This window comes from Rhizobium sp. AAP116, from assembly GCF_001295785.1.
Lineage (GTDB): Bacteria > Pseudomonadota > Alphaproteobacteria > Rhizobiales > Rhizobiaceae > Allorhizobium.
In genome coordinates this window covers 76527-101711 of the sequence record NZ_LJIB01000043.1, presented here as the reverse complement: position 1 = coordinate 101711, position 25185 = coordinate 76527, and the positions used below count along the sequence as shown (strand labels likewise).

Below are 25185 nucleotides of genomic sequence, written 5' to 3'. Positions count from 1 at the left end.
GATCCCCAATGAACCTTCCCATCATTGGAAACTCCCGAGAGGTTTCATGTCCAAGCTTTTTGAACCGACGTCCGTCGGCACCATCCCCGTTTCGAACCGCATCGCCATGGCGCCGCTGACCCGCAACCGGTCACCGGGCGCGTTTCCGAACGATCTCAACGTCGAGTACTACCGCCAGCGTGCGACTGCGGGCTTGATCATCAGCGAAGGCACGGCGATCACCCACCAGGCGCAGGGCTATGCCGACGTTCCCGGTCTCTACAAGTCCGAAGCCATCGACGGTTGGAAGAAGGTCACCGACGCCGTGCATGCAGCAGGCGGCAAGATCGTCACCCAGCTCTGGCATGTCGGCCGCATCTCGCATACGAGCCTGCAGCCAGAGGGCGGCGCCCCGGTCGCGCCCTCCGCCATCGCGGCGCAGTCCAAGACCTACATCCTCAATCCCGATGGTTCCGGCGCATTCGTCGAGACCTCCGAGCCGCGTGCTCTGGAAACGGCAGAACTGGCCGGCATCATCGAAGACTACCGCAGGGCGGCACGCGCTGCCATTGAAGGCGGCTTCGATGGGGTGGAGATCCACGCTGCCAACGGCTACCTGCTTGAGCAGTTCATGCGTTCGAACAGCAACCAGCGCACGGATCAATACGGCGGCTCAATCGAAAACCGCATCCGCCTGACGCTGGAAGTCGTCGAAGCCGTGACCAAGGAAATCGGCGCAGAGAAGACCGGCATCCGCATTTCCCCGACCACCCCGGCGAACGATGTCTCCGACCCCGATCCGAAGGCCGTCTACACGGCACTCGTCGAGGCGCTGGCCAAGTTCGACCTCGCCTTCGTGCACGTCATCGAAGGCGCGACCGGCGGTCCGCGCGACGTCCTGCCTTTCGACTGGAAGGCCCTCAAGGCCGCCTATCGCAATGCTGGCGGCAAGGGTGCCTGGATCGCCAACAATGGCTATGACCGCGCGTCTGCGATCGACGCCGTCGAGAGCGGCTATGCCGACCTCGTCGCCTTCGGCCGCCCCTTCATCGCCAATCCGGATCTCGTCCGCCGCCTGAAGGAAGATGCGGCCCTCAACCCGCTGGATCAGGCCACGCTCTACGGCGGCGGCGCGGAAGGCTACACGACCTATCCGGCGCTTGCCTGACATGACGAGGGCACCCGGATCTGCCGGGTGCCCTTCTGTCGGCGTCTGGCATTGTCAGGGCGCCAAACGGCCAACCATCCTGACGGCGATCAGCCCCATCAACAACCCATTGACCGGATGCAGCGCTCCCAGCATCGGCAACGCGTCACCGACCCCAGCCAGCGCGACCTGCAGCAAATAAACGGCAAACAACAGGGCGCCACTTCGGCGATACCCGCGCAGCGCTGGCGCCAGCGACAACAGAAAGAGCGCGAGCACCGGCAGTCCAAGCGCACCTCCCGTTGCCGCATGCAAGTCCCATCCTCCCCCGGCACCGAAGACCGTCATTCCGGCGAGGAAGAACTGCCCGGCGACACCGCCGAGCACCATGATCGCCAGTCCTCTGAAGACAAGCACCGGAAACGGCATGCTCGTGACCGCCGCACTCATTGTTCGCCTCCGGCGACACGCAGCATCGGATTGCGCATGGTCAGGTTATCGGAATCGACCAGGCAGCCGAGGCTCCGCAATGTCGCCTTGACCGCGCCATCGATCGGCGTATGGGGCTCTTCCCCAAGGAATTCGACGAGACGAGAATTGTCGAGCCTGATTGTTTCGCGCCAGAGATAGCGCATCTCGTACAGTTCCCGCATCAGGGGCATGAAAGGCCGGGCAAGTCCCGCCAGACGCCAGGGAAACCCGATGGTGGGCGTGCGCTCCCGCCCCACGGCTCGGCCGATTGCCGCGACCATCTGCATGCCATCCTGATCGTAGAATCCGTCCATGTGAAAGCGGGCGAAACTCGGCAATGCGTCCGCACGATCGAGCAGTCGCATGAAGGTCTCAGCGACGTCAGGCAGATAGGCCCAGGCATGCCCCACACCCTTGCGCCCGGGATTGACGACGAAGCGCACGGGTTTGCCGGGCTGCACGAGGCCCTGCGCGAACCAGTTGTTGCCGGCATCAGGCCCGAAGAAGTCCCCGGCGCGAACGATCAGCACGGGCACGCCCTCCGCCGCCGCCTGTTCCAGCCGCCGCTCGAGCTCCACCCGGATGCGGCCCTTCACCGTTTCCGGTTCCTGCCGACTGTCTTCGGCCACGAGCGGAAAGGTATCGCGGCCGAAATTATAGATCGTCCCCGGCATCAAGATTCGCGCCCCGACGGCGCGGGCAGCGGCAATCGTGTTGTCGATCATCGGCAGGACAAGCTCGCCCCAATTCCGATAGCCCGGTGGATTGACGCCGTGCACGATGATGCTTGCGCCTTCCGCCGCCCGCAAGACATCCTCGGCCCGCATTGCGTCACCCCTCACCCACTCGTAAGCCGGACGAGCAGATGTTTGGCGCTCCGGTGCGCGGTGCATGGCACGAACGCGGTAGCCGCGCTGCAGAAGAGCTGTCGCCAACGCTCCCCCGATGCCGCCCGTTGCCCCGAGCACCAGTGCAAGCGGTCGCTCCAGCGATGTCATTGTCCTTATCTCTGTCATGCTCATCTCCTGTGCTTGAAACTGGACTGAGTGTGACAGCGACTTACGATATGCAGAATTGCCAAAGAATGTTCAGTCGATATACAAATATGAATGACCATCGATCAGATCAGCTGGGATCACTACCGAACCTTTCTCGCCGTCCTCGAGACCGGGTCGCTGTCGGCCGCCGCTCGCAGACTGGGTTTGACCCAGCCCACGACCGGCCGACATATCGAGGCTTTGGAACAGGCCTTTGGCGCGCCGCTTTTCCTGCGCAGCCCACAGGGTCTGCTGCCCACGGAAAAGGCGCGCGCCATGCAGGGACATGCGCTTGGCATGGCCGCCATGTCGTCGGCTCTCGCTCGCATTGCGTCAGGCGACATGGAGGCGGTACGCGGCACCGTGCGCATTAGCGCCAGCGAGGTGATAGCAGTCGAAACTCTGCCCCCCATCCTCGCCCAGCTACAGGAGAAGCATCCGGGGCTGGAAATCGAGCTTTCGGCCTCCGATGCGGTTGAGGATCTGCTTCAGCAGGAGGCAGACATTGCCATTCGCATGGTCCAGCCCAGACAGGCCGCCTTGCTCAGCCAGCGGATCGGCAAGCTATCGCTCGGCTTTCACGCCCACCGACGCTATCTGGACCGCCACGGCTTGCCGACCGCCTTGAGCGATTTTGCAAGACACCGCCTGATCGGCTTCGACAGGCAGCTCGCCTATATCAGGGACATACTCAAGGAGCGGCAGGATCTGGCTGGCATCGGCTTCGACTTCCGCGCCGACAGCAACCTGGTCCAGCTCGCCGCCATCCGTGCCGGGCTCGGCATCGGCATGTGCCAGCACGCCATCGCAGCCCGCGAACCAGACCTCGTGGAAGTCCTGCCAGGAACACTCGATATATCGCTCGAAACCTTCGTTGTGATGCACGAAAATCTGAAGGCCGTGCCGCGCTATCGCGCCACCTTCGATGCTTTGGTTTCCGGCCTCAACGACTGGAAGAGGCTGTCTCGCGACGCTCCGGCCGCCACCAAGACAAGTGGAATCACGACGTGAATGAACGACCTTAAACGGCTGAAAAGAATCACGTTCTTATACGGACCATCAGGCAGGAGGTCTCTGTTCGTCGACAAATGTATCGACGATCTCGACTTCCGGACGATCGCCGCCATCGCTGTATTCCTCGCGCCAGCGTCCTGTCTCATCCTGATAACTGATGGTCACCGGCTCGTCGCCGACCTGCTGCTCCAGCATGACGATGCGTGCGGCTTCAAGGGCCTGGTCATGGGTCGGGAACGCTTCCGAATAGGCGCCACCGAGCCGATAGGCCCAACCGCCATCATGAGGAACGATCTCGTAGATGATCTTCACCATGGCCTTCTCCTCCTAGGCTGAGAAGGAGTATTCCATCAAAACGGCCCCGGCGCAAACGGACGAGCGATCGGACGGGGAAGGACGACGACGCCGGTCCAGACCACCAAGGTCGCCATGCCCCTGGTCGCAGCCGTGATCAATCTCAACGATGGCGAGACGAATGCAATCGAAGGCATGACCAATTTGGTCCTCTTCGCCACCTTCATCATGCTCGCCTTCCTCGGGCTCTGAACACGCATGATCAGCTCTGACTGCGGCATCCGACCACGGCTCCGTGAGCAATCAGGCTCGGAACTTTTGTCAAAAACCGCCGTTCCCTCCGCGAGGATCGGCCCCGACTGGGCCTCCCGCCGCATTGTCAACATGGTGCGGACGATGATCGCCGCCGCGGGTGACCAGGCGGCCAACTCGGGAGTCGAACGTGAAGAGATTGGACGTGATCGATGGCATGCGGGGGTACTTCCTCGTCTTCATGCTGATCAACCATTTGGTATTCACCGGGGGCCTCTGGCTCGTCGAAATCAACCACCGCAACCTCGCCTTCGTCGAAGATGCCCAAGGCTTCGTCTTCCTGTCGGGCCTGCTGACCGGCATGGTCTACAGCCGCAAGATGATGAAGGACGGCTATACGGTCGGCCGCGACAAGATCTGGACGCGGGCGCTGGAACTCTACCGCTATGCCATGGCGATCATCCTGATCGTGCTCGCCCTGCAGCTAGTCCTGCCGGGTGCAATAGCAGCCTGGAAGAACTGGTTGGGTGACGCAAGCCTGCTCGATCCGAGCTCGCTCGCGCCGGTCGCCACATTCCTCGTCCAGCCCACCTTCATGGACATCCTGCCGCAATACATCGCCTACATGGTCTTCGCCCCGATCGTGATCTGGCTTTGCCTGCGCGGCCATTGGCTCGGCGTCGCCATCGGCTCGCTCCTGGTCTGGCTGGCGGCTCAGCTTGGCCTGCACCGCATCGTCACCTATCCGCTGGATGCCTGGCTCGCCGGCGCGCCGAACGAGGAGGGCCTGCGCGTGTCCTTCAATCTGCTAGGCTGGCAGATCGTCTTTTTCGCCGGCATCATCGCCGGTACGCTGACCTCGATGAAGAAGATCGAGTGGCAGAAGGTCTTTGACCCCAAGCTCACGACGCTTGCCTGGACGGCACTTGCGGTCACCCTCTTCTTCCTGCCACTCCGGATAGCAACCGCTCACGGCTTCATGCCCGGCTTCGTGCTCGAAAAATTCGGCCTGATGGAGGTCCGTGCCGATTTCGGTCCGGTCTATCTGATCAACTTCGCAGCCGTCGCCTATGGCCTCGCCTGGATCCTGATCGCCGGCCCGCGCCATGACAATGCGGTGATCCGCAAGATCGCTTCGACGCTCACGAGCCTGTTCACGTTGAACTTCCTTCAGCTGCTCGGCCGGCATTCGCTGCAGATCTATGTCTGGCACGTGCTGATCGTCTATGCGGTCTACTACATCGACGCCCGGACACCGGAACTGTCACATTTGACCAAAACGGCCATCACCATCGGCGCGCTCGCCATCCTCGCCTTGCCGGCCTTGTGGCGGGACCGCGAGAAAGTCTTCGCCAATGCACCCTATGTCGGCAGCTGGATCAAAACTCCGGCATGAGCAAAAACCGTCAGAGCGGGCCACCAGGCCCGCTCTCTCGTTGCGGATGAGACCTCTCCTCACCATCCGATAAAGAGAACTTGATCTGGCACGCTCTACCGAGGCGGAGCTTTCGGACCACTTCCGGCGTTGAACGGGTCCAATCATTCGACCAGGAGGAATTGATGAAGCGTATACCCCACATTCTTGCCGGAACCATGCTGAGCGTCAGCCTCGTCTCCCTTCCCGCCCTTGCCCAACAGGCCGGAACGCCGGTCGAGACCCAGGCACCGAACGCACCGAACCAGGAACCGGCCTTTTCCGGTCAGACGAGAGCCCCGCAGCCACCGGATGTCGCCAACATCAAGACCGAAGTCGTGGCCGAGGGCCTGCCGCATCTCTGGGCGATGGAATTCCTGCCCGATGGCCGCATGCTTGTGACCGCCAAGCAGGGTGCCATGCACATCATCGGCACTGATGGCACGGCCGGCCCCGAGATTGCAAACGTTCCGGAAGTCCTCGCCGATGGCCAGGGCGGGCTACTCGATGTGGCTCTCGCGCCCGACTTTGAAAGCTCGGGCAGGATTTTCTTCTCCTTCGCCGAACCGCGCGATGACGATGGAAACGGCACATCCGTTGCCTCTGCACGTCTCGTCGCGGACGATCAGGGCGGTGGCGCCTTGGAAGACGTCACCGTGATCTTTCGCCAGACCCCGGGCTATGACGGCAACAAGCATTTCGGCTCCCGTCTCGCCTTCGGTCCGGAAGGTGAGCTCTATGTGACGGTCGGAGAGCGCTCCGATGCCGAGCCTCGCGTTCAGGCCCAGAACCTGCAGAGCGGCCTTGGCAAGATCTTCCGCATCAGCCAGACGGGTGAAGCCCTGGAAGGCAACCCCTTCATCGGCGAGGACGGCGCCCAGCCGGAAATCTGGTCGCTTGGTCACCGCAACCTCCAGTCAGCCACGATTGATGGTGAGGGCCGACTGTGGACGGTAGAGCATGGCCCCAAGGGCGGCGACGAGCTGAACCTTCCGGAGGCGGGCAAAAACTATGGCTGGCCGGAAGTCACCTACGGCGTCGAGTACAGTGGCGCCGCAGTGGGCGACGGCATCACCCAGATGGCCGACACCGAACAGCCAGTTTATTATTGGGACCCCGTCATCGCGCCCTCCGGCATGGCCTATTACGATGCCGACGCTATCCCCGAATGGAAGGGCGCTTTCCTCGTCGGCGGTCTTGTAAGCCAGGGTGTGGTCGTCCTGCACATGGAGAATGATCGCGTGAAGTTCGAGGAGCGCGTTGATCTCGATGCGCGTATCCGCGACGTGAAGGTTGGTCCCGATGGCGCAGTCTACGCCGTCACCGAACAGCGGGGCGGCGGCAACTCGACGATCATCAAGCTGACCAAGGGTTGATCATTATTGTCAAAGCAAAAGGGCCCGCAACGCGGGCCCTTTTCTTATGGTTTGAACCAGAAAATTGCTTACTTCAGCGAAGCGCAGAATCGCTGGATGCGGCTGCAGGCTTCTTCCAGCTTGGCGTTCGAGGTTGCGTAGGACACGCGGAAGTTCGGGCCAAGACCGAAGGACGAGCCGTGAACGGTCGCGACACCTTCGGTCGCCAGCAGCTCCATGACGAAGTCTTCGTCGCTTTCGATGACCTTGCCCGACGGGGCGGTCTTGCCGATCAGCGCAGCACACGACGGATAGACATAGAAGGCGCCTTCCGGCTTCGGGCAAACGATGCCGGACGCCTGGTTGAGCATCGAGACGACGAGGTCACGGCGCTCTTCGAAAGCCTTCTTGGATTCCGTGATGAAGTCCTGCGGACCATTCAGCGCTTCGACGGCCGCCCATTGGGCAATCGAGCAGGCGCCAGACGTCTGCTGGCCCTGGATCATGTCCATCGCCTTGATCAGCGGCAGCGGGCCGGCTGCATAGCCGATACGCCAGCCGGTCATCGCATAGGCCTTGGACACGCCGTTCATGGTCAGCGTCCGCTCGTAGAGTTCAGGCTCAACCTGGGCCGGGGTGTAGTAGACGAAATCGCCGAACACGAGATGTTCGTACATGTCATCGGTCAGGACCCAGACATGCGGGTGCTTCATCAGCACGTCGGTCAGCGCCTTCAGCTCTTCGCGGCTGTAGGCAGCACCCGACGGGTTGGACGGCGAGTTGAACATGAACCACTTGGTCTTCGGCGTGATCGCCTTGTCCAGCTGCTCGGCGGTCATCTTGAAATTGTTCTCGATCGTCGTCTCGACAGCGACCGGCGTGCCGCCGCACAGCGCGATCATTTCCGGATAGGAGACCCAGAATGGCGCGGGGATAATCACTTCATCTCCCGGATTGATCGTCGCCATGAAGGCGTTGAAAAGAATCTGCTTTCCGCCGGTCCCGACGATCACCTGCTCCGGCTTGTAGTCGAGACCGTTCTCGCGCTTGAACTTGTCAGCGATCGCCTTGCGCAGCTCCGGAATGCCGGCGACCGGCGTGTACTTCGTCTCGCCACGAGCAATGGCGGCAACGGCCGCGTCCTTGATGTTCTGCGGCGTATCGAAGTCGGGCTCGCCGACGGAGAGCGAAATGACGTCTTTCCCCTGCGCTTTGAGTTCCCGGGCCATCTGCGTGACGGCGATGGTCGCGGAAGGCTTGATGCGGGAAAGGGCGTCGGCAAGGAAAGCCATTGTGCAGGTCCTGAGCTGATTGAACATCGACCCCGCTCTCCGGGGCCTCAGGTCCAAGCTCTATGGCGAAAGAGCCCCGGCCTTTCAAGCCAAAAGCACGGATGGCGCAAGAGATTTGCGTCACCATTCCAATGCGTCTGTGGGCACGATTTCCCAAGCACCGCCGAAATCACAATTCGAGTTGGGAAACGCCACAATTTCGTCGCCATGACGACGCGATCACACGGTTTCATGCGGTCAGGACAAGAATGAAGGTGCCTGTCATGGATTATGAATTGGAAGCATGCACGCCACCCTCAAGGCGAAGCCGTTCACTGGCCTGGCTCGCCGCTGCCAGCGGCTTGGCTTTGGCTCTCTTCATGTTCGGAAGCCCCGGCGCCGCCTCGCCGCCCAGCCAGGACAAGGTCATCGTGGCCCCGTCGGCTTCCACCATCTCGGCAGATCGCCTGACCACCGGAAGCATCGTCCCAGCCGCCCCTGTCCGACTGGTCGATGTCCCAACCTCAGCAGTTGAGCACCTGCCCCTCCCGCAGAAGGAGCGCCATGTACTGATCGTTCTCCTCTTCGCCTGCTTCACGGTCATGGCAGCCGGTGGCTTCGCCCTTTGGAAGCGCGGATGGCAGGAAATCGTCCAAGGCGAAAACAGCGATCAGCGGTAAGCGGCAGGTCGAACATCTGGATCTGGAATGCCGAAGCCAGCTGCACACTTCGCCTTCAAAACTACGTCATGAGGCGGGCGACGGCTGTGAAACGCCTTGCCAGCTGCATTTCAGTCCCCATCTTCTCGACGAGCAATCGATGGCTGTGAGGAGATGATGATGCTGAACCCCTTCGACAGAATCGCACGGCTGTGCGTGCCCGTCCTTGCCATATCGGTTGCGACGTCCGCATTGGCAGAAGAGCCCCGGGAGATCCGGGCCGGAGACGTCACCATCGAGGTCGCCAGCATCGCCGAGGGCCTCGAAAACCCCTGGTCTGTTGAAGTGATGCCGGACGGGGCCTTTATCGTCACCGAGCGGCCCGGCCGCATGCGGATCATTCGTGATGGTGAAGTCGGTCGTCCGCTGGGCGGCTTGCCGAGGATCGCAGCCGTTGGCCAGGGTGGACTGCTCGACCTCGCCCTCTCTCCCGACTTCGCCGAAAGCCGCCGTCTCTTCTTTACGGCAGCAGCCCCCGGTCCGGGTGGACAGGGCACGGCTGTCTTCTCCGCTCGCCTGAGCGCAAACGAACGACGCCTCGAGGATGTCCGTCGGATCTTTCTCATGAACAAGCTGACTGGTGCCGGCCAGCATTTTGGATCCCGGATCGCTGTCTCCGCTGATGGCAGCCTGTTTTTCGGCATCGGCGATCGTGGAGAACCGGACCGCGCCCAGGATCAGGGCGATCACGCCGGCAAGATCATCCGCATCAATGCCGACGGCACCCCTTCTTCCACCAACCCCAGCGGGCAACTTCTTCCCGAAGTCTGGTCCAGCGGTCACCGGAATCCCCAAGGCATCGTCATCGATCCCGCCGATAACAGGCTTTATACCGTCGAACATGGCGCGCGCGGCGGTGACGAGATCAATGCACCCGAAGCAGGCAATAACTATGGCTGGCCGGTCATCTCCTATGGCAAGCACTATTCCGGCGCCGAAATCGGCATCGGTCAGTCTGCCGATGGCTACGAGCAGCCGCTTCACTACTGGGACCCGTCGATCGCGCCGGGAGCGCTAGCAATCTACCGCGGCGCCATGTTCCCGGAATGGGAAGGCGACTTCCTGGTCGCCGCATTGAAATATCAGCTGATCGCCCGCATCGAGCGCAACGATGACGGCTCGATCGGCAAAGAAGAACGCATTCTGCAAGGCGACTACGGCCGCATTCGCGACGTGAAGGTCGCGCCAGACGGCTCCATCCTGCTGGTGACCGACGAAGAGGATGGACAGCTTCTACGCCTTACCCGTGCTGGCCAGAGTTGAGGAACGCCGCGAACCTGTTATCCGCCGGGCATTTGCCCCATGTTTGGGGCCAATTTGCCTGACAAACCTGGACCCCGCAGCATGCGAGACCATCGAACACGGAAAATTTTCACCCGCAAATTTCCGTGTTCGAGAGGGGTTTTGTCTCAATCTCCATCGCAAGCGATGCAAATTTTCTTCGAAATGGCGTGACGAGGCCTTGCGACGGTAACGAATCACTCCATTCACACTGAAAACAAAGGAGTCTCGCCCCGGACAGGGTTAAAACTTTCGCTTGCCAATTTCCGACAAACCAAGCAATCTTCGCGCGTTCGGGCAATTTTGCGAGCATGGGAAGACCTATAAATGAGTGCGCGCCGGGGACGCTATAACAACCCCGGGCAGGCTAACTTGACAGGATGGAAACATCGTCGGGAGTTAGACTGCGGTAACAGGGCCCCTTTCCTCTAATTTCGACAAATGCCTGTCGCTCACCCGCTTGCGGGTACATTGCAATGCTGCCCCGCCGAATATGGGCAGAGAGAAAAGGACCTGACGCATGGCCGAGACTGGCACTGTAAAGTTTTTTAATACCGACAAGGGCTTTGGCTTCATTAAGCCCGACAATGGCGGCGCGGACATCTTCGTCCATATCTCCGCCGTTCAGGCATCGGGCCTGTCGGGCCTGACCGAAAACCAGAAGGTCAGCTTCGACACCGAACCCGATCGCCGTGGCAAGGGCCCTAAGGCCGTAAACCTGCAGATCTCCGGCTGATTTTACCCGGTTTTCTACGAATTGCGGCCCGGCATTCATGCCGGGTTTTTTCGTTCAGCCTGCGTTCAGGCAAAGCCTCCTAGATTACGATCATCGCCGATGGCCCGAACAGCCACACGGCTCAGGTAATTTCGCAAGGTCGAGGAACGACGTCATGATGAAATTCGCGCAACACGCACTTCTCGCGGCTGCAGTCACCCTGACGCCGATCGCCGCGGCAAGCCAGGCCGAAGCCGGCGACCGCCATTATCGCCACCGCAGCGACGATGCCCTGGCACTGGGTGTCATCGGTCTCGCAACCGGCCTGATCGTCGGCTCCGCACTCGCAAGCCCGCCGCCGCAGCGCCGTGTCTACATCGATCGCCCCGTCTCGGTCTATGACGAGCCCGGCTACTACGTCGATGATTATCCGCCGCCGCCGCGCCATACCTATCGCCCGCGCCCAGTTTACCAGCAGCCGCGCCCGGTGGTTCAGTCCTATGGCGTCGAGCCCTGGACCGGCGCCTGGTATGACTACTGCTCGCAGCGCTATCGCAGCTTCAACCCGCGGACCGGCACCTTCGTCGGTTATGACGGCAGAACCCACTTCTGCACGGCCCGTTGAGGACCGTAACCGCACCGCAGAATGACAAAAGCGCCGGTCACCCGGCGCTTTTTCTCGTTCAGAGCCCCTGGATGAAAGGATTGGATCGGCGCTCGTCGCCGATGCGGCTCCCGGGTCCGTGGCCGCAGATGAAGCCGACATCGTCCCCGAGCGGCAGGACCTTGTCGCGGATCGAGTTCATCAGGGTCTGGTGGTCGCCACCCGGCAGATCGGTTCGCCCGACCGAGCCGCTGAACAAGACGTCGCCGAGATGGGCAAACTTCTGGTCGCGGTTGAAGTAGATGACATGCCCTGGGGCGTGACCCGGGCAGTGATAAACCTCGAAGGTATGATCGCCGAAGCTGACCGTATCGCCGTCTTCGAGCCACCGGTCGGGAAGCACGCTGCGCAACCCCGAAATGCCGTAGCTCGCCGCCTGCGTCTCGATGCGCTGCAGAAGCGGCAGGTCGTCCTTGTGCGGTCCGATGATGGTCAGCCCCGTCTTTTCCTTCAGCTCGGCAGCACCTCCCGCATGATCCAGATGCCCGTGCGTCAGCCAGATCGCCTTGAGGGTCAGTCCATTCTCCGCGATCACCTGCAGGATGACATCCACGTCCCCGCCCGGATCGACGATCACGCCCTCGCGCGTTTCATCATCGAACAGGATCGTACAATTCTGCTGGAAAGGGGTAACCGGGATGATGCCCGCCTGTATCTGTCCCATGGGCTCGCTATCCTTCTGATCGTGATCGACATGCGCCTTATCATGCCAGACCGAAGAGAGAAACCGCGACGAACTCACAGGGTTTAGGCTTAACGGGACAGGCCGTAGACCTGAGAGACAGGGGACGCCGGAAGCAGGGAAGCCTGGGCAACGAGAAAGCTCGCCACCATCAGCTTGGCGGTGAACACGAAGATCGCAACGGGACGAAGGCTGGGGCTTGCAGTAATCTGGGCGGTACGGTCACGGTTCATCATGGCGCGAATCCTCTATCCTTCGGCAAAGCCTGGCCGAAGCTGCTTGTCCGGAACTTGTGATTGATCAGTGCAGTGGTAACGAGCATGGCGGCCATAGGTTTCCCGACCGTCGCCTAACCTGTGCGATCAGCTTAAATTTGTTGGAAATTTGCTACACTTGCGCATAGTTTTGCCGGCAATCCCCGTCAGGGAGACGAGGAAGAACGGTTAGTCGCTTCATGCGGCTCAGCCTTCGGGAAAGCATCGCCCCTGGGCGATGAGGGTAATAACCGGCGATGGCGCTCGCGTCTGCGCCGGAGGAAAGGAATGACGAGCGTGGCCCGACAGTCTGCGACGAAGACTGCCAAGAAGATCCTGCCGGACCTGCCGGTGGTCGATGACAAGTCGATCGACTTCGAAACCATCGAAAGCCTGTTTTTTGCCTATCGTGATTTCGTGTCCGATCCGGATGCCATCCTTGCCAAGCTCGGTTACGGACGCGCCCACCACCGCGTCGTGCATTTCGTCAGCCGCCGTCCAGGCATGACCGTTGCCGACTTGCTCGGCATCCTGCAGATCACCAAGCAGAGCCTGGCCCGGGTTTTGAAGGAACTGATCGACAGCGGCTATATCAGGCAGATGGCGGGTCCCGCCGACCGCCGCCAGCGCCGTCTTTACCCAACGCTTGCCGGGCGCGAACTGTCGCTGGCGCTTTCCGAGCCGCAATCGCGCCGCATTGCGCATGCGATGGAGGGCATGACATCGGACGAACGCGCCACCGTGCGGCGCTTCCTCGAAGGCATGCAGAAACAGACCGTGACCCAGCCTCTCGAAACGGATGGAGCAGACTGACGTGTCGAAGAAGATCGAGCTGACCGACGACGCCCCGCATCTCCTTGTAGTCGACGACGACACGCGCATTCGCGACCTCTTGCATCGGTTCTTGACGGAAAAAGGCTTCCGCGTTTCCGTCGCTGCCGATGCCGCCGAGGCGCGCCGCAAGCTTGAAGGCCTGAGCTTCGACCTCCTCGTCCTCGACGTGATGATGCCGGGCGAATCCGGCCTTTCGCTCACCCAAAGCCTCTCCGACGACAAGCGCGCGCCGGTCATTCTCCTGACCGCCCGCTCGGAGGCCGACAGCCGCATTGCGGGCCTCGAAGCCGGTGCTGACGACTACCTCGCCAAACCCTTCGATCCGCGGGAACTGGTGCTCAGGATCAACAATATTCTCAAGCGCAACATGAACCCCGATGCACCAAAGATCGAGCAGGTCATGTTCGGTCCCTACACCTTCTCGGTCCTGCGCAAGGAACTGCGCAAAGGTGCGGAGGTCATCCGCCTGACAGACCGCGAACAGGACATCATGTATCTCTTCGCGACGCGGGCCGGCGATACGATCCCGCGCCACGAACTGGTCGGCAACGACGCGGAGGTTGGCGAGCGCACGATCGACGTCCAGATCAATCGCTTGCGGCGCAAGATCGAGGATGATCCCGCCAACCCCGTCTGGCTGCAGACGGTGCGCGGCATCGGTTATCGCCTCAGCATGGACTGAGGCCGCGGCAACGGCGCGCGATGCGCCGAGGAAGTGTAGCATATGACGCTGTTCGATCAGATCCGGCGAGATCACGACCGCAGCCCGGCGACCGGCCTGAAGGGCTCTCTCCGCTGGCTGCGTCATCGGCTGCCGACCGGCATCTATGCCCGCTCGCTGTTGATCATCATCCTGCCGATGCTGATCCTGCAGACGGTCGTTGCCTTCGTCTTCATGGAGCGTCACTGGCAGCTGGTGACGGAACGATTGTCCGCAGCGGTTACCCGCGATATCGCGGCCGTCATTGAGCTCATCGAGCTCTATCCGGACCGCGAGGATTTTGACAAGATCGTCAACGTCGCGGCCAGTCGCCTGAACCTGATGGTCTCCCTGGAGCCTGGCACGGAATTGCCGTCGCCCCGGCCGCGCCCCTTCTTCTCCATTCTCGACCAGATCCTCTCGGACGAAATCGCCGCGCAGATCCGCCGTCCCTTCTGGATCGACACGGTGGGGACATCTCGCCTCGTCGAGATCCGCGTCGTCCTTGACGACCAAACCCTGCGCATCTTTGCGCCGCGCAATTCCGCCTATGCCTCGAATACCCACATCTTTATCGTCTGGATGGTCTCGACGGCGCTGGTGCTGATCGCCATTTCCATTCTCTTCCTGCGCGGCCAGATCCGCCCGATTATGGCCTTGGCCAACGCCGCCGAGAGCTTCGGCAAGGGACAGCGTCCGCCGGAAGACTTCTCGCCGCGCGGAGCAGACGAAGTGCGCCGCGCCGGCCTTGCCTTCATCCTGATGCGTGAGCGCATCGAACGTCAGATGGAACAGCGTACCGCCATGCTGGCGGGCGTCAGCCACGACCTGCGCACCATCCTGACCCGTTTTCGCCTGCAGCTCGCGCTCGCCGGTGACGGGCCGGAAATCGACAGCCTGAACCAGGACATCGACGACATGCAGAGCATGCTCGAAGGCTATCTCGATTTCGCCAAAGGAGAGGTCGAGGAAGACGTCGGTACACTCGATCTTCGCGACCTCTTCGAGCGCGTCGCAGCCGACTTCAGCCTGCACGACCGCGCCTTCTCCTGGACACTGGAGGGCGAGGCTCTCGTCCATGTACGTCCCAACGCCTTCACGCGTCTGGTGACCAATCTCGCCTCCAATGCGCGACGCTACGCACACAGGCTCGACATTGACGCCCGGCATACGGCCAAGTGGCTGGTGATTGTCTTCGACGACGACGGCCCGGGCATTCCGAAGGAAGCGCGCGACGATGTCTTCAAGCCCTTCTATCGCCTCGATGAAGCCCGCAACCTCGACGCCTCCGGTACGGGGCTCGGCCTTGCGATCGCCCGCGACATCGCCCGCAGCCACGGCGGAAATGTCACGCTCGAAGACAGCCCGCTCGGCGGTCTGCGCGCCATCATCCGGGTTCCCGTCTGAGATTGTTCAGACCAAGAAAAAGGGGCCCGAAGGCCCCTTGTCACATCAGCTTCTTGCCGTTCGGCACCGGCTGCTCGACGGCCGCCAGCACGATGGCGCCATTTTCATCCTCGACTCCGAGCGTCAGAACCTCGGAGCGAAACGGCCCGATCTGCCGGGGCGGAAAGTTGACCACCCCGAGCACCTGGCGTCCCATCAGCGTTTCCGGTGTGTAGTGCACGGTGATCTGGGCCGAAGACTTCTTGATACCGATCTCGGGACCGAAATCGATCTTCAGCTTGAAGGCCGGCTTTCGCGCTTCCGGGAAGTTTTCGACCTCGACAATCGTGCCGACGCGAATGTCGACCTTCTCGAAATCGGCAAAGGTGATCTCGGAGCCGCTCACTGGGCGAGCTCCTCGGCCCGCTTGCGCGCCGCCTCGATCGCCTGATCGAACAGCGGCTGCATCGCATCATCAGCCATCAGCACAGAGAGGGCTGCCGCCGTCGTCCCACCGGGCGATGTGACGTTCTTGCGCAATTGCGAGGCAGGGTCGGGGGACTGGTGCAACAATTCACCAGCCCCCGCGACCGTTTCTCGTGCGAGGCGCATGGCGAGGTCCGCCGACAGGCCCGCTTTCCGGCCTGCCTCTGCCATGCATTCGACGAGGTAAAAGACATAGGCCGGTCCGCTACCAGAAAGGGCGGTCACGGCATTGATGTCGGCTTCGCTCGAGACCCATTCGACCGGGCCGGACACCTGAAGAAGACGATGCACGACGTCGCGCTGCTCTTCGGAGACGGCAGCATTGGCAAAGGCGCCAGTGATGCCACGGCCGACCATTGCCGGCGTATTTGGCATGGCGCGCACCATGGCCGCCTTGCCGAGATGGCCTTCCATCGAGGCGATGGTCTTGCCGGCGGCAACGGAAACCACCGTCGTCTGCGGCCCGACGAGAGACTTGAGGCCCGGCAGGACCGCGTCCATGACCTGCGGCTTCAGGGCGAGAAAAAGAATATCAGCCGTCAGACCTTCCGGCGGCGTGACCAAGTGCCGGGCACCGGCGTCACTGATCGCTGCCATCATCTTGTCGGATGGACCCGGGTCGAGCACCGTGACGGCATTGCCCGGAACACCGCTCTTCAGCCAGCCGGCCAGCATCGCGCCGCCCATATTGCCAGCACCGACGAGGACGATCTGTCCGAATGCGGCATTCGTCATGCTCAGGCTTCTCCGACCGTCTCGAACAGGACGGCATCCATGGCGCTCTTGGCGTCCATGCCCGACCAGACGACGAACTGGAAGGCCTGGTAATAGGCTTCACATGCATCGACAGCGGAGGAGAGAAGCACCTCGACCTGACGATTGGTGGGCTCTGCGCCACCGGCGAGCAGCAGAGACTGACGGAAGATCACGACGTCTTCGTTCCGCCACAGGTCGAAGTGGCCCATCAACACCTGCCCGTTGACGTAAGACAGAAGCTTGATGACTTCGTTCAGGCGGCTTTCAGGGATCTTCAGATCGAAGGCGGAAGCCAGATGCAGCGCCTCGAACTCTTCCATCCAGGAGAAGGAGACATGGTAGTCGGCCCAGCGCCCCTCGACGGTCATTGCGATTTCGTCTTCGCCCGAACGCTCGAACGACCAGTCATTGGTCGCCGCGACAAACTCGATCATATCGACCGGGTTGGATTGGCGTTCGACTTCGATTTCCATGAGGCTCATGCATCACCTTCTTGACCGGAATGAATACGGGCGCCCGGCGAACCGCCGGGTCACTCGGACACCTGAACCGGAAACTACTGAAAACGATTCCGAAGGACCCCAGGGTAGAACACGCACCCTGCCCGAAACTTACGCGGCCCCCGCTCAGAATCATCGTTGAAAATCAGTGTATAATCGTCAGGGGCCAGCACCAGCCCCCCTCGTCATATTTGACTGTGTGACCTGTGGATGGCGCTTTCAGAATCGCCTTTGCATCACCCCATAAGCGACTCTGCCGATTGGCTTTTTCGCAGCTGTCCACAAGCTGCAATTTTTTCGTGGGTTCCGGCCCGAGCGACACCCGTCAAGGTGCTGAAAATACAAAAAGACCCAAAGCCACAGGCAATGGGTCTTGCTAAGCCTTGCGGCGTCTCGCGAAGCTGTTTCGAAACGGAGCAGCGATTACTTCGGCTGGGTGGAGAGCTGAGCCTCGAGAGCCTCGATGCGCTTCAGCAGCGCATCGTTCTCTTCACGCGCCTTCAGCGCCATCTCGCGCACCACGTCGAACTCTTCGCGCTTGACCAGATCCATGCTGTTCAGCCAGCGCTCCGCCTGAGCATGAAAGGCTGTTTCCACCTCTTTTCGAACGCCTTGGGCTGCGCCCGCGGCGTCCGTCATCAACTTGGCGAAATCATCGAGAATACGGTTGGGGCCGGTCGACATGGAAAACTCCTCTGAAGCAGACTGCGGACTGGAAATCGGTACCTGCAGATGAGGTAGGACCAGACAGCCCGGCACGCAAGACGCGAAGGACAGATAAAGGTGGTTGACGGTGTCGCAGCCGCCGAGATTCCATCTTGACCGTGCCAGTTCGCAACGCCATTTTCCAGCAGCATTAACGAAAGTACTCCATTGTTGTCAGTCCTGGACCTTTTCGCCGCCGTATCCTTTCCCGCGATCGACCCGGTCGCTTTCTCGATCGGCCCGCTGTCGGTCCATTGGTATGGCCTCGCCTATGTTGCCGGCATCCTCCTCGGCTGGCTGATAGCCCGCGATCTTCTGAAGCGCCCGCATCTGTGGCCGAACGGCCAGGCGCCCGCCACCCTGCAACAGATCGACGACTTCATTCTGTGGGTCGCGATCGGCGTCGTCGCAGGCGGCCGTCTCGGCTACATCTTCTTCTACGACTTCGCCTCGGTGGCGGCCAATCCGATGCGCGCGATCGAGGTCTGGAACGGCGGGATGTCCTTCCATGGCGGCTTTATCGGCGCAACGCTCGCCATGGTCTATTTCGCCCGGAAACATCAGATCCGCCTCTGGAGCCTCTTCGACCTGGTCGCCAGCGTCGTGCCCCTCGGGCTGCTGTTCGGCCGCATCGCAAACTTCATCAATGGCGAACTCTGGGGCCGGCCGGCCGATGTACCCTGGGCAATGGCCTTCCCCACTGGCGGCCCCTTCCCCCGCCATCCGAGCCAGCTTTATGAAGCAGCACTCGAGGGTCTCGTCCTGCTCATCGTGCTGCAGATCCTCGCCCGCGCATTCGGCGCCCTCCGCGCCCCCGGTCGCATCACCGGCATCTTCGTGGCCGGCTATGCCTCGGCCCGCATCTTCGTCGAATTCTTCCGCGAGCCCGACGTGCAGCTCGGCTATCTCTATGGTGGCTGGATGACCATGGGCATGGTGCTGTCGCTACCGATGGTCCTGATCGGGATCTGGATTTTCGTGCGGTCGGGGCGTCAGACCCCCGCGACCCAAGGCTGAGGAGCCAAGATGGCCACACCGCTCGCCGAAAAGATCAAGTCACTGATCTCAGCCAATGGCCCGATCAGCATCACGGACTATTTCGCCCTCTGCCTCGCCGACCCCGAACACGGCTACTATCGCACCCGCCATCCGTTCGGCCGTGCAGGCGATTTCGTCACGGCGCCCGAGATCAGCCAGCTCTTCGGCGAGATGCTCGGCATCTTCATGATCAACACCTGGCAGCGCCATGGTGAACCGCGTGACGTGCGCCTTGTCGAGATCGGCCCTGGCCGCGGCACCATGATGGCCGACATGCTCAGGGTGATATCCCGTGCGGCACCGGAGCTTTACGAAACGGCGACAATCCACCTCGTCGAGACCAGCGCCCTCCTGAAGCTCACCCAGATGGAAACGCTCTCCGGCCATGGTGACAAAGTCTCGTGGCACGAAAGCTTCGACGGCGTGCCTGAGGGATTTACCCTGCTCGCGGCCAACGAACTCTTTGATGCGATCCCGATCCGCCAGTTCGTCAGGACGTCAGACGGCTTTCGCGAGCGCATGGTTGGCATCGACGACAACGGCGAGCTGTGCTTCACGCTCGGCGTCGCAACGCTCGACCCGGCGATGCTGCCACAGGGCATCGATGCGCCTGCCGACGGCGAAATCTTCGAAGTGGCCCCCGCCCGCCAGTCGGTCATGCTGACGATCTGCGAACGTCTGAAGCAAAGCCACGGCACCGCTCTGATCATCGATTATGGCCACATGGTCACCAATTTCGGCGACACCCTTCAGGCAGTGCGTGCCCACGAGTATGATCCGCCGCTCGCCAATCCGGGGCTCGCCGACCTTACCAGCCACGTCGACTTCGAAAACCTCGCCCGCACCGCCCTTGCCGCAGGCGTGCATCTCAACGGCTGCATGCATCAGGGCGACTTCCTCGTCGGGCTCGGCATCGAGCAGCGCGCCGCTTCGCTCGGCCGCGACAAGGACGAGAAGATGCAAGCCGAAATCGTCGAGGCCGTGCATCGCCTCGCCGGCGCCGGCAATGGCTACATGGGCGAGCTGTTCAAGGTCATGGCGGTCTCCATGCCCGTCGTCCACTTGTTGCCATTCAAGTCCAAGCATTGACAGGAGGGGATGCGATCTGCACGATCGCGCCCGTTCCAGACGGCTCGAACTTGAAGAAAGCCGATTGAATCCAATCGTTTCGCAGTATCCGCATTGCATACGCGTGATTTGCCAAGGCTCAGGAGACAAATCATGAGCACAGCCGACCAGCCACGCCCCATCCTAGCAGAGAGCCTCGACGCCACGACTGCAGCCGGCATCCGCCATGGCTTTTTCACCCGCGACGGCGGCGTCTCGGAGGGCATCTACCGCGGCCTCAATGTCGGTATCGGTTCGAACGATGAGCCTGACAAGGTGCGCGAGAACCGCCGCAGGGTCAGCGCCTGGTTTGGCCTGCCGCACGAACGGCTCGCCACCGCCCATCAGATCCATTCGCCCGACGTCGTGGTGGTCGGCGCCGATTATGACGGCAGTCGGCCCCAGGCCGATGCACAGGTCACGGCGAGCCCGGGCGTGGTGCTTGGCGTATTGACCGCCGATTGCGGCCCGATCCTCTTCGCCGACCCTGAAAATCGGGTCATCGGTGCGGCCCATGCCGGCTGGAAGGGCGCACTGGGTGGCGTGCTCGAAAACACCGTTGACGCCATGATCGCGCTTGGCGCTCGGCGCGAGGCCATAAGGGCGACCCTCGGCCCCTCGATCTCGCAGAAAAATTACGAGGTCGGTCCGGAATTCGTCGACCGCTTCCTCGCCGCCAATCCGGAATTCGAGGCCTTCTTCACCCCCTCGTCGAAACCTGACCATGCGATGTTCGACCTGCCCGGTCTCACCATCATGCGCCTGACGCAAGCGGGCGTCATCGCCGACAGCACTGGCCATTGCACCTATGCGGCCCCTGAAACGTTCTTCTCCTATCGCCGGACAACCCATGCGGGCGAACCCGACTATGGGCGACAGATATCCGCGATCGCGATCATGGAGGACTAAGATGGCCCTGCACTTTACCGAAAGCGAATTTTCCGCCCGTCGCACCCGCCTGATGGCCCGCATGGCCGAGGAAAAGCTCGACGCCCTGTTGCTCTTCGCCCAGGAGAGCATGTATTGGCTGACCGGCTACGACACCTTCGGCTATTGCTTTTTCCAGACCCTCGTCGTCAAGGCCGACGGCAGCCTGACCCTGCTGACCCGGACCCCCGACCTGCGTCAGGCCAAGCAGACCTCGACGATCGAAAACATCGTCGTCTGGGTCGACCGGATGAATGCCGACCCGGCCGTCGATTTGCGCAACCTCCTGAGCGATCTCGATCTTCTCGGCATGCGCGTCGGCGTCGAATACGATACCCACGGCATGACCGGCCGCGTCGCGCGTCTCGTCGACAACCAGCTCACCAATTTTTGCGAAGCTGTGGATGCCTCTTACCTTGTCAGCAATCTACGCCTGGTGAAGTCACCGGCCGAGATAGCCAAGGTGACCGAGGCTGCCGAACTGGCCGACCGCGCCTTCGACGCTGCCCTGCCCCTGATCGGACCCGATGCCGACGAAGCGGAGATCCTCGCTGCGATGCAGTCGGCAGTGCTGGCTGGCGGCGGCGACTATCCCGCCAATCCCTTTGTCATCGGATCGGCCGCGGACGCTCTTCTCTGCCGCTACAAGTCGGGTCGCCGAAAGCTGTCGGCCAACGACCAGGTGACGCTCGAATGGGCCGGCGTCGCCTCCCATTATCACGCCCCCATGCTGCGCACCGTCCTGATCGGCGACGTCACCTCCCGTCACCGCGAACTCTTTACGGCAGCGATCGAGGGCATGCGGGCGATAGAGCAGGTGCTGCGCCCCGGCCACACCTTTGGCGAGGTCTTCGACGCCCATGCCAAGGTCATGGACGACCGTGGCCTGACCCGCCATCGCTTCAATGCCTGCGGCTATTCGGTCGGTGCGCGTTTCGCGCCGTCCTGGATGGAGCACCAGATGTTCCATGCGGGTAACCCGCTGGAGATCGCAGCCGACATGTCCGTCTTCGTGCACATGATCATCATGGACAGTGACAAGGAAGCGGCGATGACCATCGGCCAGACCTACCTGACGACGGAGACCGGCCCGCGCGCCCTCTCGCGTCATCCGCTCGACCTGATCAGCGTCTGACGGCCGCGATCTGGCACCATTTGAGGAGCATGGCGCGGTTTTGCCAGTCTGTTCAGGGAATTGACAGGCTGATCATGCTAGTCACATTAATTGTGACAGGATCAAAGCGGAAGGACCCGCCGTGGTGAGAAGTTCTCGCAGGATGACCACGAAACTGGCCGGTATCCTCGGCCTGCTGGCGCTGATCTCGGGCTGCAACAGCACGGATGTGCTGACGCCCCCGGCCGATGTCGGCAATGGCAGCCTGCCGGCGACCTATTCGCAGGAGCTGGCCGCCCCGGCGGGCGGCACCCAGCAGGTTCAAAGCGCACTGCTCGGTCAGACCGGCGTCTATACAGAGCCGGTCCGCGGCCCGCAGAATTCACTGGGGGCTCAAGCCGCGGCCCTCGCACAGGGTGGCCGCAATCCAGCAGCCTCAGCACCACTTGACGGCGCGCCTGAGCAGGCTTTCCCCAGCGCGCCACAACAGCAGGCCGCGACCCTGCAGGCAACGCAACCCGCACAGCCCGCCCCGCAGGCGGTTCAGTCCCAGCAGGCAGCCCTGCCCCCGGCCGCACAATCGACGGGCAGCATCCGCTTTCTGCCAATCATCGGCGCACCGGTTCAGGCGGTCACGCCACTCTCCCGCCAGCTCGGCGCCGAGGCGCGTGCCCGTGGCCTCACCATCAAGAGTGCCAGCGACGCTTCGAGCGAACACATCCTCAAGGGCTACTTCTCCGCCTTCTCCGACAGCGGGAATGTCACGATCACCTATGTCTGGGACATCCTGGATGGCAGCGGCGGACGGCTGCACCGCATCCAGGGCCAGGAGGTGGTGCCCTCGGGCGCGCAGGACCCCTGGGCCGGGGTCCCGGCCTCCGTCATGCAGCAGATCGCAACCAAGAGCATGGCCGAATATGTATCATGGCGGAACAGTCGTGCAGGTTGACACCCGAGCGACTTCCGCCCTGTAAAACCGCAAAACATGCGCCCCATTTGGCGCATCAACCGAAAATATGGGCCTAGCCGTCCAAACCTCTTGCATTCAGGGGGAACGGCGCTAAAAAGCCCGCATCTCAGCATGGTAACAGGCGGGCCAAGATGAAGGTTTTCGCAGGTAATTCGAACCGGCAATTGGCCGAAACGATCTGCTCCTATCTCAACGTACCACTCGGCAAGGCCAGCGTCCGCCGTTTCGCAGACCAGGAAATCTTCGTAGAGATCCAGGAAAACGTGCGCGGCGAAGACGTGTTCGTCGTTCAATCGACGTCCTTCCCGACGAACGACCACTTGATGGAACTGCTGATCATGATCGACGCCTTCCGTCGATCTTCAGCACGCCGCATCACGGCGGTCCTTCCCTATTTCGGCTATGCCCGTCAGGACCGCAAACCCGGTCCCCGCACGCCGATCTCGGCAAAGCTGGTCGCCAACCTGATCACCGAAGCCGGGGCCGACCGCGTTCTGACGCTCGACCTGCATGCAGGCCAGATCCAGGGTTTCTTCGACATTCCGACGGACAACCTTTATGCCGTGCCGCTCCTGGCGCGCGACATCAAGGACAAGTATGACACCAACAATGTCATGGTCGTATCGCCTGACGTTGGCGGCGTGGTGCGTGCCCGTTCGCTTGCCAAGCGCCTCGACTGTCTGCTGGCGATCGTCGACAAGCGCCGTGATCGTCCGGGTGAATCCGAAGTCATGAACGTCATCGGTGAGGTCACCGGCAAGGACTGCATCCTGATCGACGACATCGTTGATTCCGGCGGCACGCTCTGCAACGCAGCCGAAGCGCTGCTGAAGAACGGTGCAACTAGCGTGACTGCCTATATCACGCATGGCGTGCTCTCTGGCGGTGCCGTGACCCGTGTTGCCTCCTCCAAGCTGCGCGAACTCGTGATCACCGACTCGATCCAGCCGACAACGGCCGTCCAGTCGGCGCACAATATTCGCGTGCTCTCGACAGCCACGCTGCTTGGCGAAGCCATCAACCGCACGAGCCAGGAAGAGTCGGTCTCCAGTCTGTTCGACTGAGGCCGATCCTTAAAAGTTAAGATTAAGAGAGACAAAGAAATGTGAGCGGTGTCACAGCCACTTGCAGACCCTCTTTGCTTTGCATACAGCTTCGCGCGCAATACCCCTTTTTGGACCCGCCCCCGGCTTTTGCGCGTGAGTTGATGTCACTCTCGGTTGAACGACTTCTGGCCAATACAGATCTGCATGAAACGGTCCGGGACCAGTCCAGGGCTCTGCTGCGCGTCAATGAGGAAAGCCCACGGCTTGCCGCCGTGTTCGGCACCCAACAACGTTGGCTGCTGGGTCATCTGGCGATGAGCCACTATTTCCAGGAGGTTGCCCGCGGCAATCCGGAGCCCGTCATCCTGATGGCCCGCTATCTGGAGCAGGTGAAGACGCTGGGCATATCCTCGGTCAACACCGCAGACGCCTTCATCAAGGAAATGCTGGTCTACGGCATCGCCCAGCACGGCCAGACGCCAGACCGCCGCAACCGCCCCTTCGTGCCGGCACCGATCACGATCGCAGCGACCCGCCGCTGGGTCTTCATCCATCTCATCAGCCTCGATCGGCTGGACGGCGGCAACAGGCTGGATGCCTTCGAGGCGGACGAAACGATCCTCGCCCGGCTGCATCCGGAGATCACCCGCCTCGCCATGGTCTCGCCGGAAATCCGCACACCGCCTCAGACCTGGTCGTTGTTCACCTGGCTGAACAATGGTGGCATCGTCATGGATTGGCTGATGGTCGGGGTAGACCCGGTCGATCCGGCGATCGAACGCGTGCCAACACAGGTGCGCTCGGTGCCGGAACTTGCAGAGAACTTCCGGCTCTCCCGCACCCATCTGACGCGCAAGCTGCGCGAAGCGGAAGCCATCGGCAGTGTCGGCTGGGAAGGCAATCGCGGTCGCTCGACGATGTGGATTTCCCGTGACTTTCTCCAGGAATACCTCGCCACGCAGGCCGTCAAGCTGGCCTTCATCGATGCCGCTTGCGAGACGATCGGCCTGCGCTGACGAGCGGCTGCAGCCCCGGTAACCTTAATCTGCCGGTAAGCAAATCAGCTT

Annotated in this window: 28 protein-coding genes and 1 pseudogene; 19 read left to right on the top strand and 10 right to left on the bottom strand. The window is 61.8% G+C overall.

From position 1 onward, the window contains the following. The first annotated feature begins 46 nt into the window (after positions 1–46). Positions 47–1147: an alkene reductase gene (locus tag IP85_RS20605; protein WP_054151537.1), complete on the top strand. Its 1101-nt coding sequence runs from the start codon at positions 47–49 to the stop codon at positions 1145–1147. Between the two features lie 54 nt (positions 1148–1201). Here IP85_RS20605 and IP85_RS20600 read toward each other — a convergent pair whose 3' ends face one another. Continuing rightward, positions 1202–1576, bottom strand: coding sequence for a DUF6220 domain-containing protein (locus tag IP85_RS20600; RefSeq protein ID WP_054151536.1), 375 nt, complete (start codon positions 1574–1576; stop codon positions 1202–1204). After that, positions 1573–2613: an NAD(P)H-binding protein gene (locus tag IP85_RS20595; protein WP_156323028.1), complete on the bottom strand. Its 1041-nt coding sequence runs from the start codon at positions 2611–2613 to the stop codon at positions 1573–1575. Before IP85_RS20595 ends, IP85_RS20600 begins: the two co-directional genes overlap by 4 nt. 93 nt (positions 2614–2706) lie before the next feature. On the opposite strand from IP85_RS20595, the gene IP85_RS20590 reads away from it, so the two are divergent. Beyond that, positions 2707–3645, top strand: a complete 939-nt coding sequence (locus IP85_RS20590) for a LysR family transcriptional regulator (RefSeq protein WP_054151534.1) — start codon at positions 2707–2709, stop codon at positions 3643–3645. Positions 3646–3693: 48 nt separating this feature from the next. On the opposite strand, the gene IP85_RS20585 is transcribed toward IP85_RS20590, so the two are convergent. Next, complete coding sequence (locus IP85_RS20585; RefSeq protein ID WP_054151533.1) at positions 3694–3963, bottom strand: DUF2188 domain-containing protein; 270 nt, start codon at positions 3961–3963, stop codon at positions 3694–3696. Between the two features lie 87 nt (positions 3964–4050). Here IP85_RS20585 and IP85_RS22300 point away from each other — a divergent pair. The 3 genes and pseudogenes from IP85_RS22300 to IP85_RS20575 all read left to right on the top strand — a co-directional run. Further along, positions 4051–4194 (top strand): annotated as a pseudogene (locus IP85_RS22300) (calcium:proton antiporter); the annotation flags it as partial. Between the two features lie 190 nt (positions 4195–4384). After that, positions 4385–5590: an OpgC domain-containing protein gene (gene opgC / locus IP85_RS20580; protein WP_054151532.1), complete on the top strand. Its 1206-nt coding sequence runs from the start codon at positions 4385–4387 to the stop codon at positions 5588–5590. A gap of 164 nt (positions 5591–5754) precedes the next feature. Continuing rightward, positions 5755–6984, top strand: a complete 1230-nt coding sequence (locus IP85_RS20575; protein WP_054151531.1) for a PQQ-dependent sugar dehydrogenase — start codon at positions 5755–5757, stop codon at positions 6982–6984. 68 nt (positions 6985–7052) lie between these two features. Here IP85_RS20575 and IP85_RS20570 read toward each other — a convergent pair whose 3' ends face one another. Beyond that, complete coding sequence (locus IP85_RS20570; RefSeq protein ID WP_054151745.1) at positions 7053–8255, bottom strand: pyridoxal phosphate-dependent aminotransferase; 1203 nt, start codon at positions 8253–8255, stop codon at positions 7053–7055. A 101-nt stretch (positions 8256–8356) separates the two neighbouring features. On the opposite strand from IP85_RS20570, the gene IP85_RS20565 reads away from it, so the two are divergent. The 4 genes from IP85_RS20565 to IP85_RS20550 all read left to right on the top strand — a co-directional run bounded on the left by IP85_RS20565 (position 8357) and on the right by IP85_RS20550 (position 11574). Continuing rightward, entirely contained in the window at positions 8357–8914 is a 558-nt protein-coding gene (locus IP85_RS20565) for a hypothetical protein (RefSeq protein ID WP_156323026.1), read from the top strand. Positions 8915–9067: 153 nt separating this feature from the next. Then, the gene (locus IP85_RS20560) at positions 9068–10216 is read left to right on the top strand and encodes a PQQ-dependent sugar dehydrogenase (RefSeq protein ID WP_082347847.1); all 1149 of its coding nucleotides are present in this window, start codon (positions 9068–9070) and stop codon (positions 10214–10216) included. A 538-nt stretch (positions 10217–10754) separates the two neighbouring features. Further along, positions 10755–10970, top strand: a complete 216-nt coding sequence (locus IP85_RS20555) for a cold-shock protein (RefSeq protein WP_006725577.1) — start codon at positions 10755–10757, stop codon at positions 10968–10970. A 154-nt stretch (positions 10971–11124) separates the two neighbouring features. After that, positions 11125–11574 carry a BA14K family protein gene (locus tag IP85_RS20550; RefSeq protein WP_054151528.1) on the top strand — a complete coding sequence of 150 codons (450 nt, stop codon included), beginning with the start codon at positions 11125–11127 and terminating at the stop codon, positions 11572–11574. A 58-nt stretch (positions 11575–11632) separates the two neighbouring features. Here the strand turns inward: IP85_RS20550 and IP85_RS20545 are convergent, their stop codons facing one another. Both IP85_RS20545 and IP85_RS22295 read right to left on the bottom strand, forming a co-directional pair. Beyond that, on the bottom strand, positions 11633–12277 hold the full coding sequence (locus IP85_RS20545) for an MBL fold metallo-hydrolase (protein ID WP_054151527.1): 645 nt from the start codon (positions 12275–12277) through the stop codon (positions 11633–11635). Between the two features lie 89 nt (positions 12278–12366). Beyond that, complete coding sequence (locus IP85_RS22295; protein WP_153762508.1) at positions 12367–12531, bottom strand: hypothetical protein; 165 nt, start codon at positions 12529–12531, stop codon at positions 12367–12369. A 306-nt stretch (positions 12532–12837) separates the two neighbouring features. Between IP85_RS22295 and IP85_RS20540 the strand changes: the two genes are divergently transcribed. Genes IP85_RS20540 through IP85_RS20530 form a run of 3 tightly spaced genes read left to right on the top strand, consistent with a single transcriptional unit; the run spans position 12838 to position 15490 of the window. Beyond that, on the top strand, positions 12838–13362 hold the full coding sequence (locus IP85_RS20540) for a MarR family transcriptional regulator (RefSeq protein ID WP_054151526.1): 525 nt from the start codon (positions 12838–12840) through the stop codon (positions 13360–13362). Between the two features lies 1 nt (position 13363). Further along, positions 13364–14065, top strand: coding sequence for a response regulator (locus IP85_RS20535; RefSeq protein WP_236759292.1), 702 nt, complete (start codon positions 13364–13366; stop codon positions 14063–14065). 42 nt (positions 14066–14107) lie between these two features. Continuing rightward, on the top strand, positions 14108–15490 hold the full coding sequence (locus IP85_RS20530; protein WP_054151524.1) for an ATP-binding protein: 1383 nt from the start codon (positions 14108–14110) through the stop codon (positions 15488–15490). 40 nt (positions 15491–15530) lie between these two features. On the opposite strand, the gene IP85_RS20525 is transcribed toward IP85_RS20530, so the two are convergent. The 4 genes from IP85_RS20525 to IP85_RS20510 form a co-directional block, all read right to left on the bottom strand. Beyond that, positions 15531–15875 (bottom strand): tRNA-binding protein, encoded by a 345-nt coding sequence (locus IP85_RS20525; RefSeq protein ID WP_054151523.1) that lies wholly within the window; start codon positions 15873–15875, stop codon positions 15531–15533. Beyond that, on the bottom strand, positions 15872–16690 hold the full coding sequence (proC, locus tag IP85_RS20520) for a pyrroline-5-carboxylate reductase (protein WP_054151522.1): 819 nt from the start codon (positions 16688–16690) through the stop codon (positions 15872–15874). Before proC ends, IP85_RS20525 begins: the two co-directional genes overlap by 4 nt. Positions 16691–16692: 2 nt before the next feature. Further along, on the bottom strand, positions 16693–17193 hold the full coding sequence (locus tag IP85_RS20515) for a YbjN domain-containing protein (RefSeq protein WP_054151521.1): 501 nt from the start codon (positions 17191–17193) through the stop codon (positions 16693–16695). A gap of 441 nt (positions 17194–17634) precedes the next feature. Further along, positions 17635–17895 (bottom strand): accessory factor UbiK family protein, encoded by a 261-nt coding sequence (locus tag IP85_RS20510; RefSeq protein WP_054151520.1) that lies wholly within the window; start codon positions 17893–17895, stop codon positions 17635–17637. 189 nt (positions 17896–18084) lie between these two features. On the opposite strand from IP85_RS20510, the gene lgt reads away from it, so the two are divergent. The 7 genes from lgt (at position 18085) to IP85_RS20475 (ending at position 25134) form a co-directional block, all read left to right on the top strand. Beyond that, complete coding sequence (gene lgt, locus IP85_RS20505) at positions 18085–18933, top strand: prolipoprotein diacylglyceryl transferase (protein ID WP_054151519.1); 849 nt, start codon at positions 18085–18087, stop codon at positions 18931–18933. Between the two features lie 9 nt (positions 18934–18942). After that, on the top strand, positions 18943–20043 hold the full coding sequence (locus IP85_RS20500) for a class I SAM-dependent methyltransferase (protein WP_054151518.1): 1101 nt from the start codon (positions 18943–18945) through the stop codon (positions 20041–20043). Between the two features lie 132 nt (positions 20044–20175). Further along, a complete protein-coding gene (gene pgeF / locus IP85_RS20495) occupies positions 20176–20970 on the top strand; it encodes a peptidoglycan editing factor PgeF (RefSeq protein WP_054151517.1) in 795 nt (264 codons plus the stop codon). 1 nt (position 20971) lies between these two features. Continuing rightward, positions 20972–22123: a Xaa-Pro peptidase family protein gene (locus IP85_RS20490; protein WP_054151516.1), complete on the top strand. Its 1152-nt coding sequence runs from the start codon at positions 20972–20974 to the stop codon at positions 22121–22123. 142 nt (positions 22124–22265) lie between these two features. Further along, positions 22266–23051, top strand: a complete 786-nt coding sequence (locus IP85_RS20485; RefSeq protein ID WP_054151515.1) for a hypothetical protein — start codon at positions 22266–22268, stop codon at positions 23049–23051. A 152-nt stretch (positions 23052–23203) separates the two neighbouring features. Continuing rightward, a complete protein-coding gene (locus IP85_RS20480; RefSeq protein ID WP_054151514.1) occupies positions 23204–24136 on the top strand; it encodes a ribose-phosphate pyrophosphokinase in 933 nt (310 codons plus the stop codon). A 143-nt stretch (positions 24137–24279) separates the two neighbouring features. Then, positions 24280–25134 carry a hypothetical protein gene (locus IP85_RS20475; RefSeq protein ID WP_054151513.1) on the top strand — a complete coding sequence of 285 codons (855 nt, stop codon included), beginning with the start codon at positions 24280–24282 and terminating at the stop codon, positions 25132–25134. Positions 25135–25185: the final 51 nt, after the last annotated feature.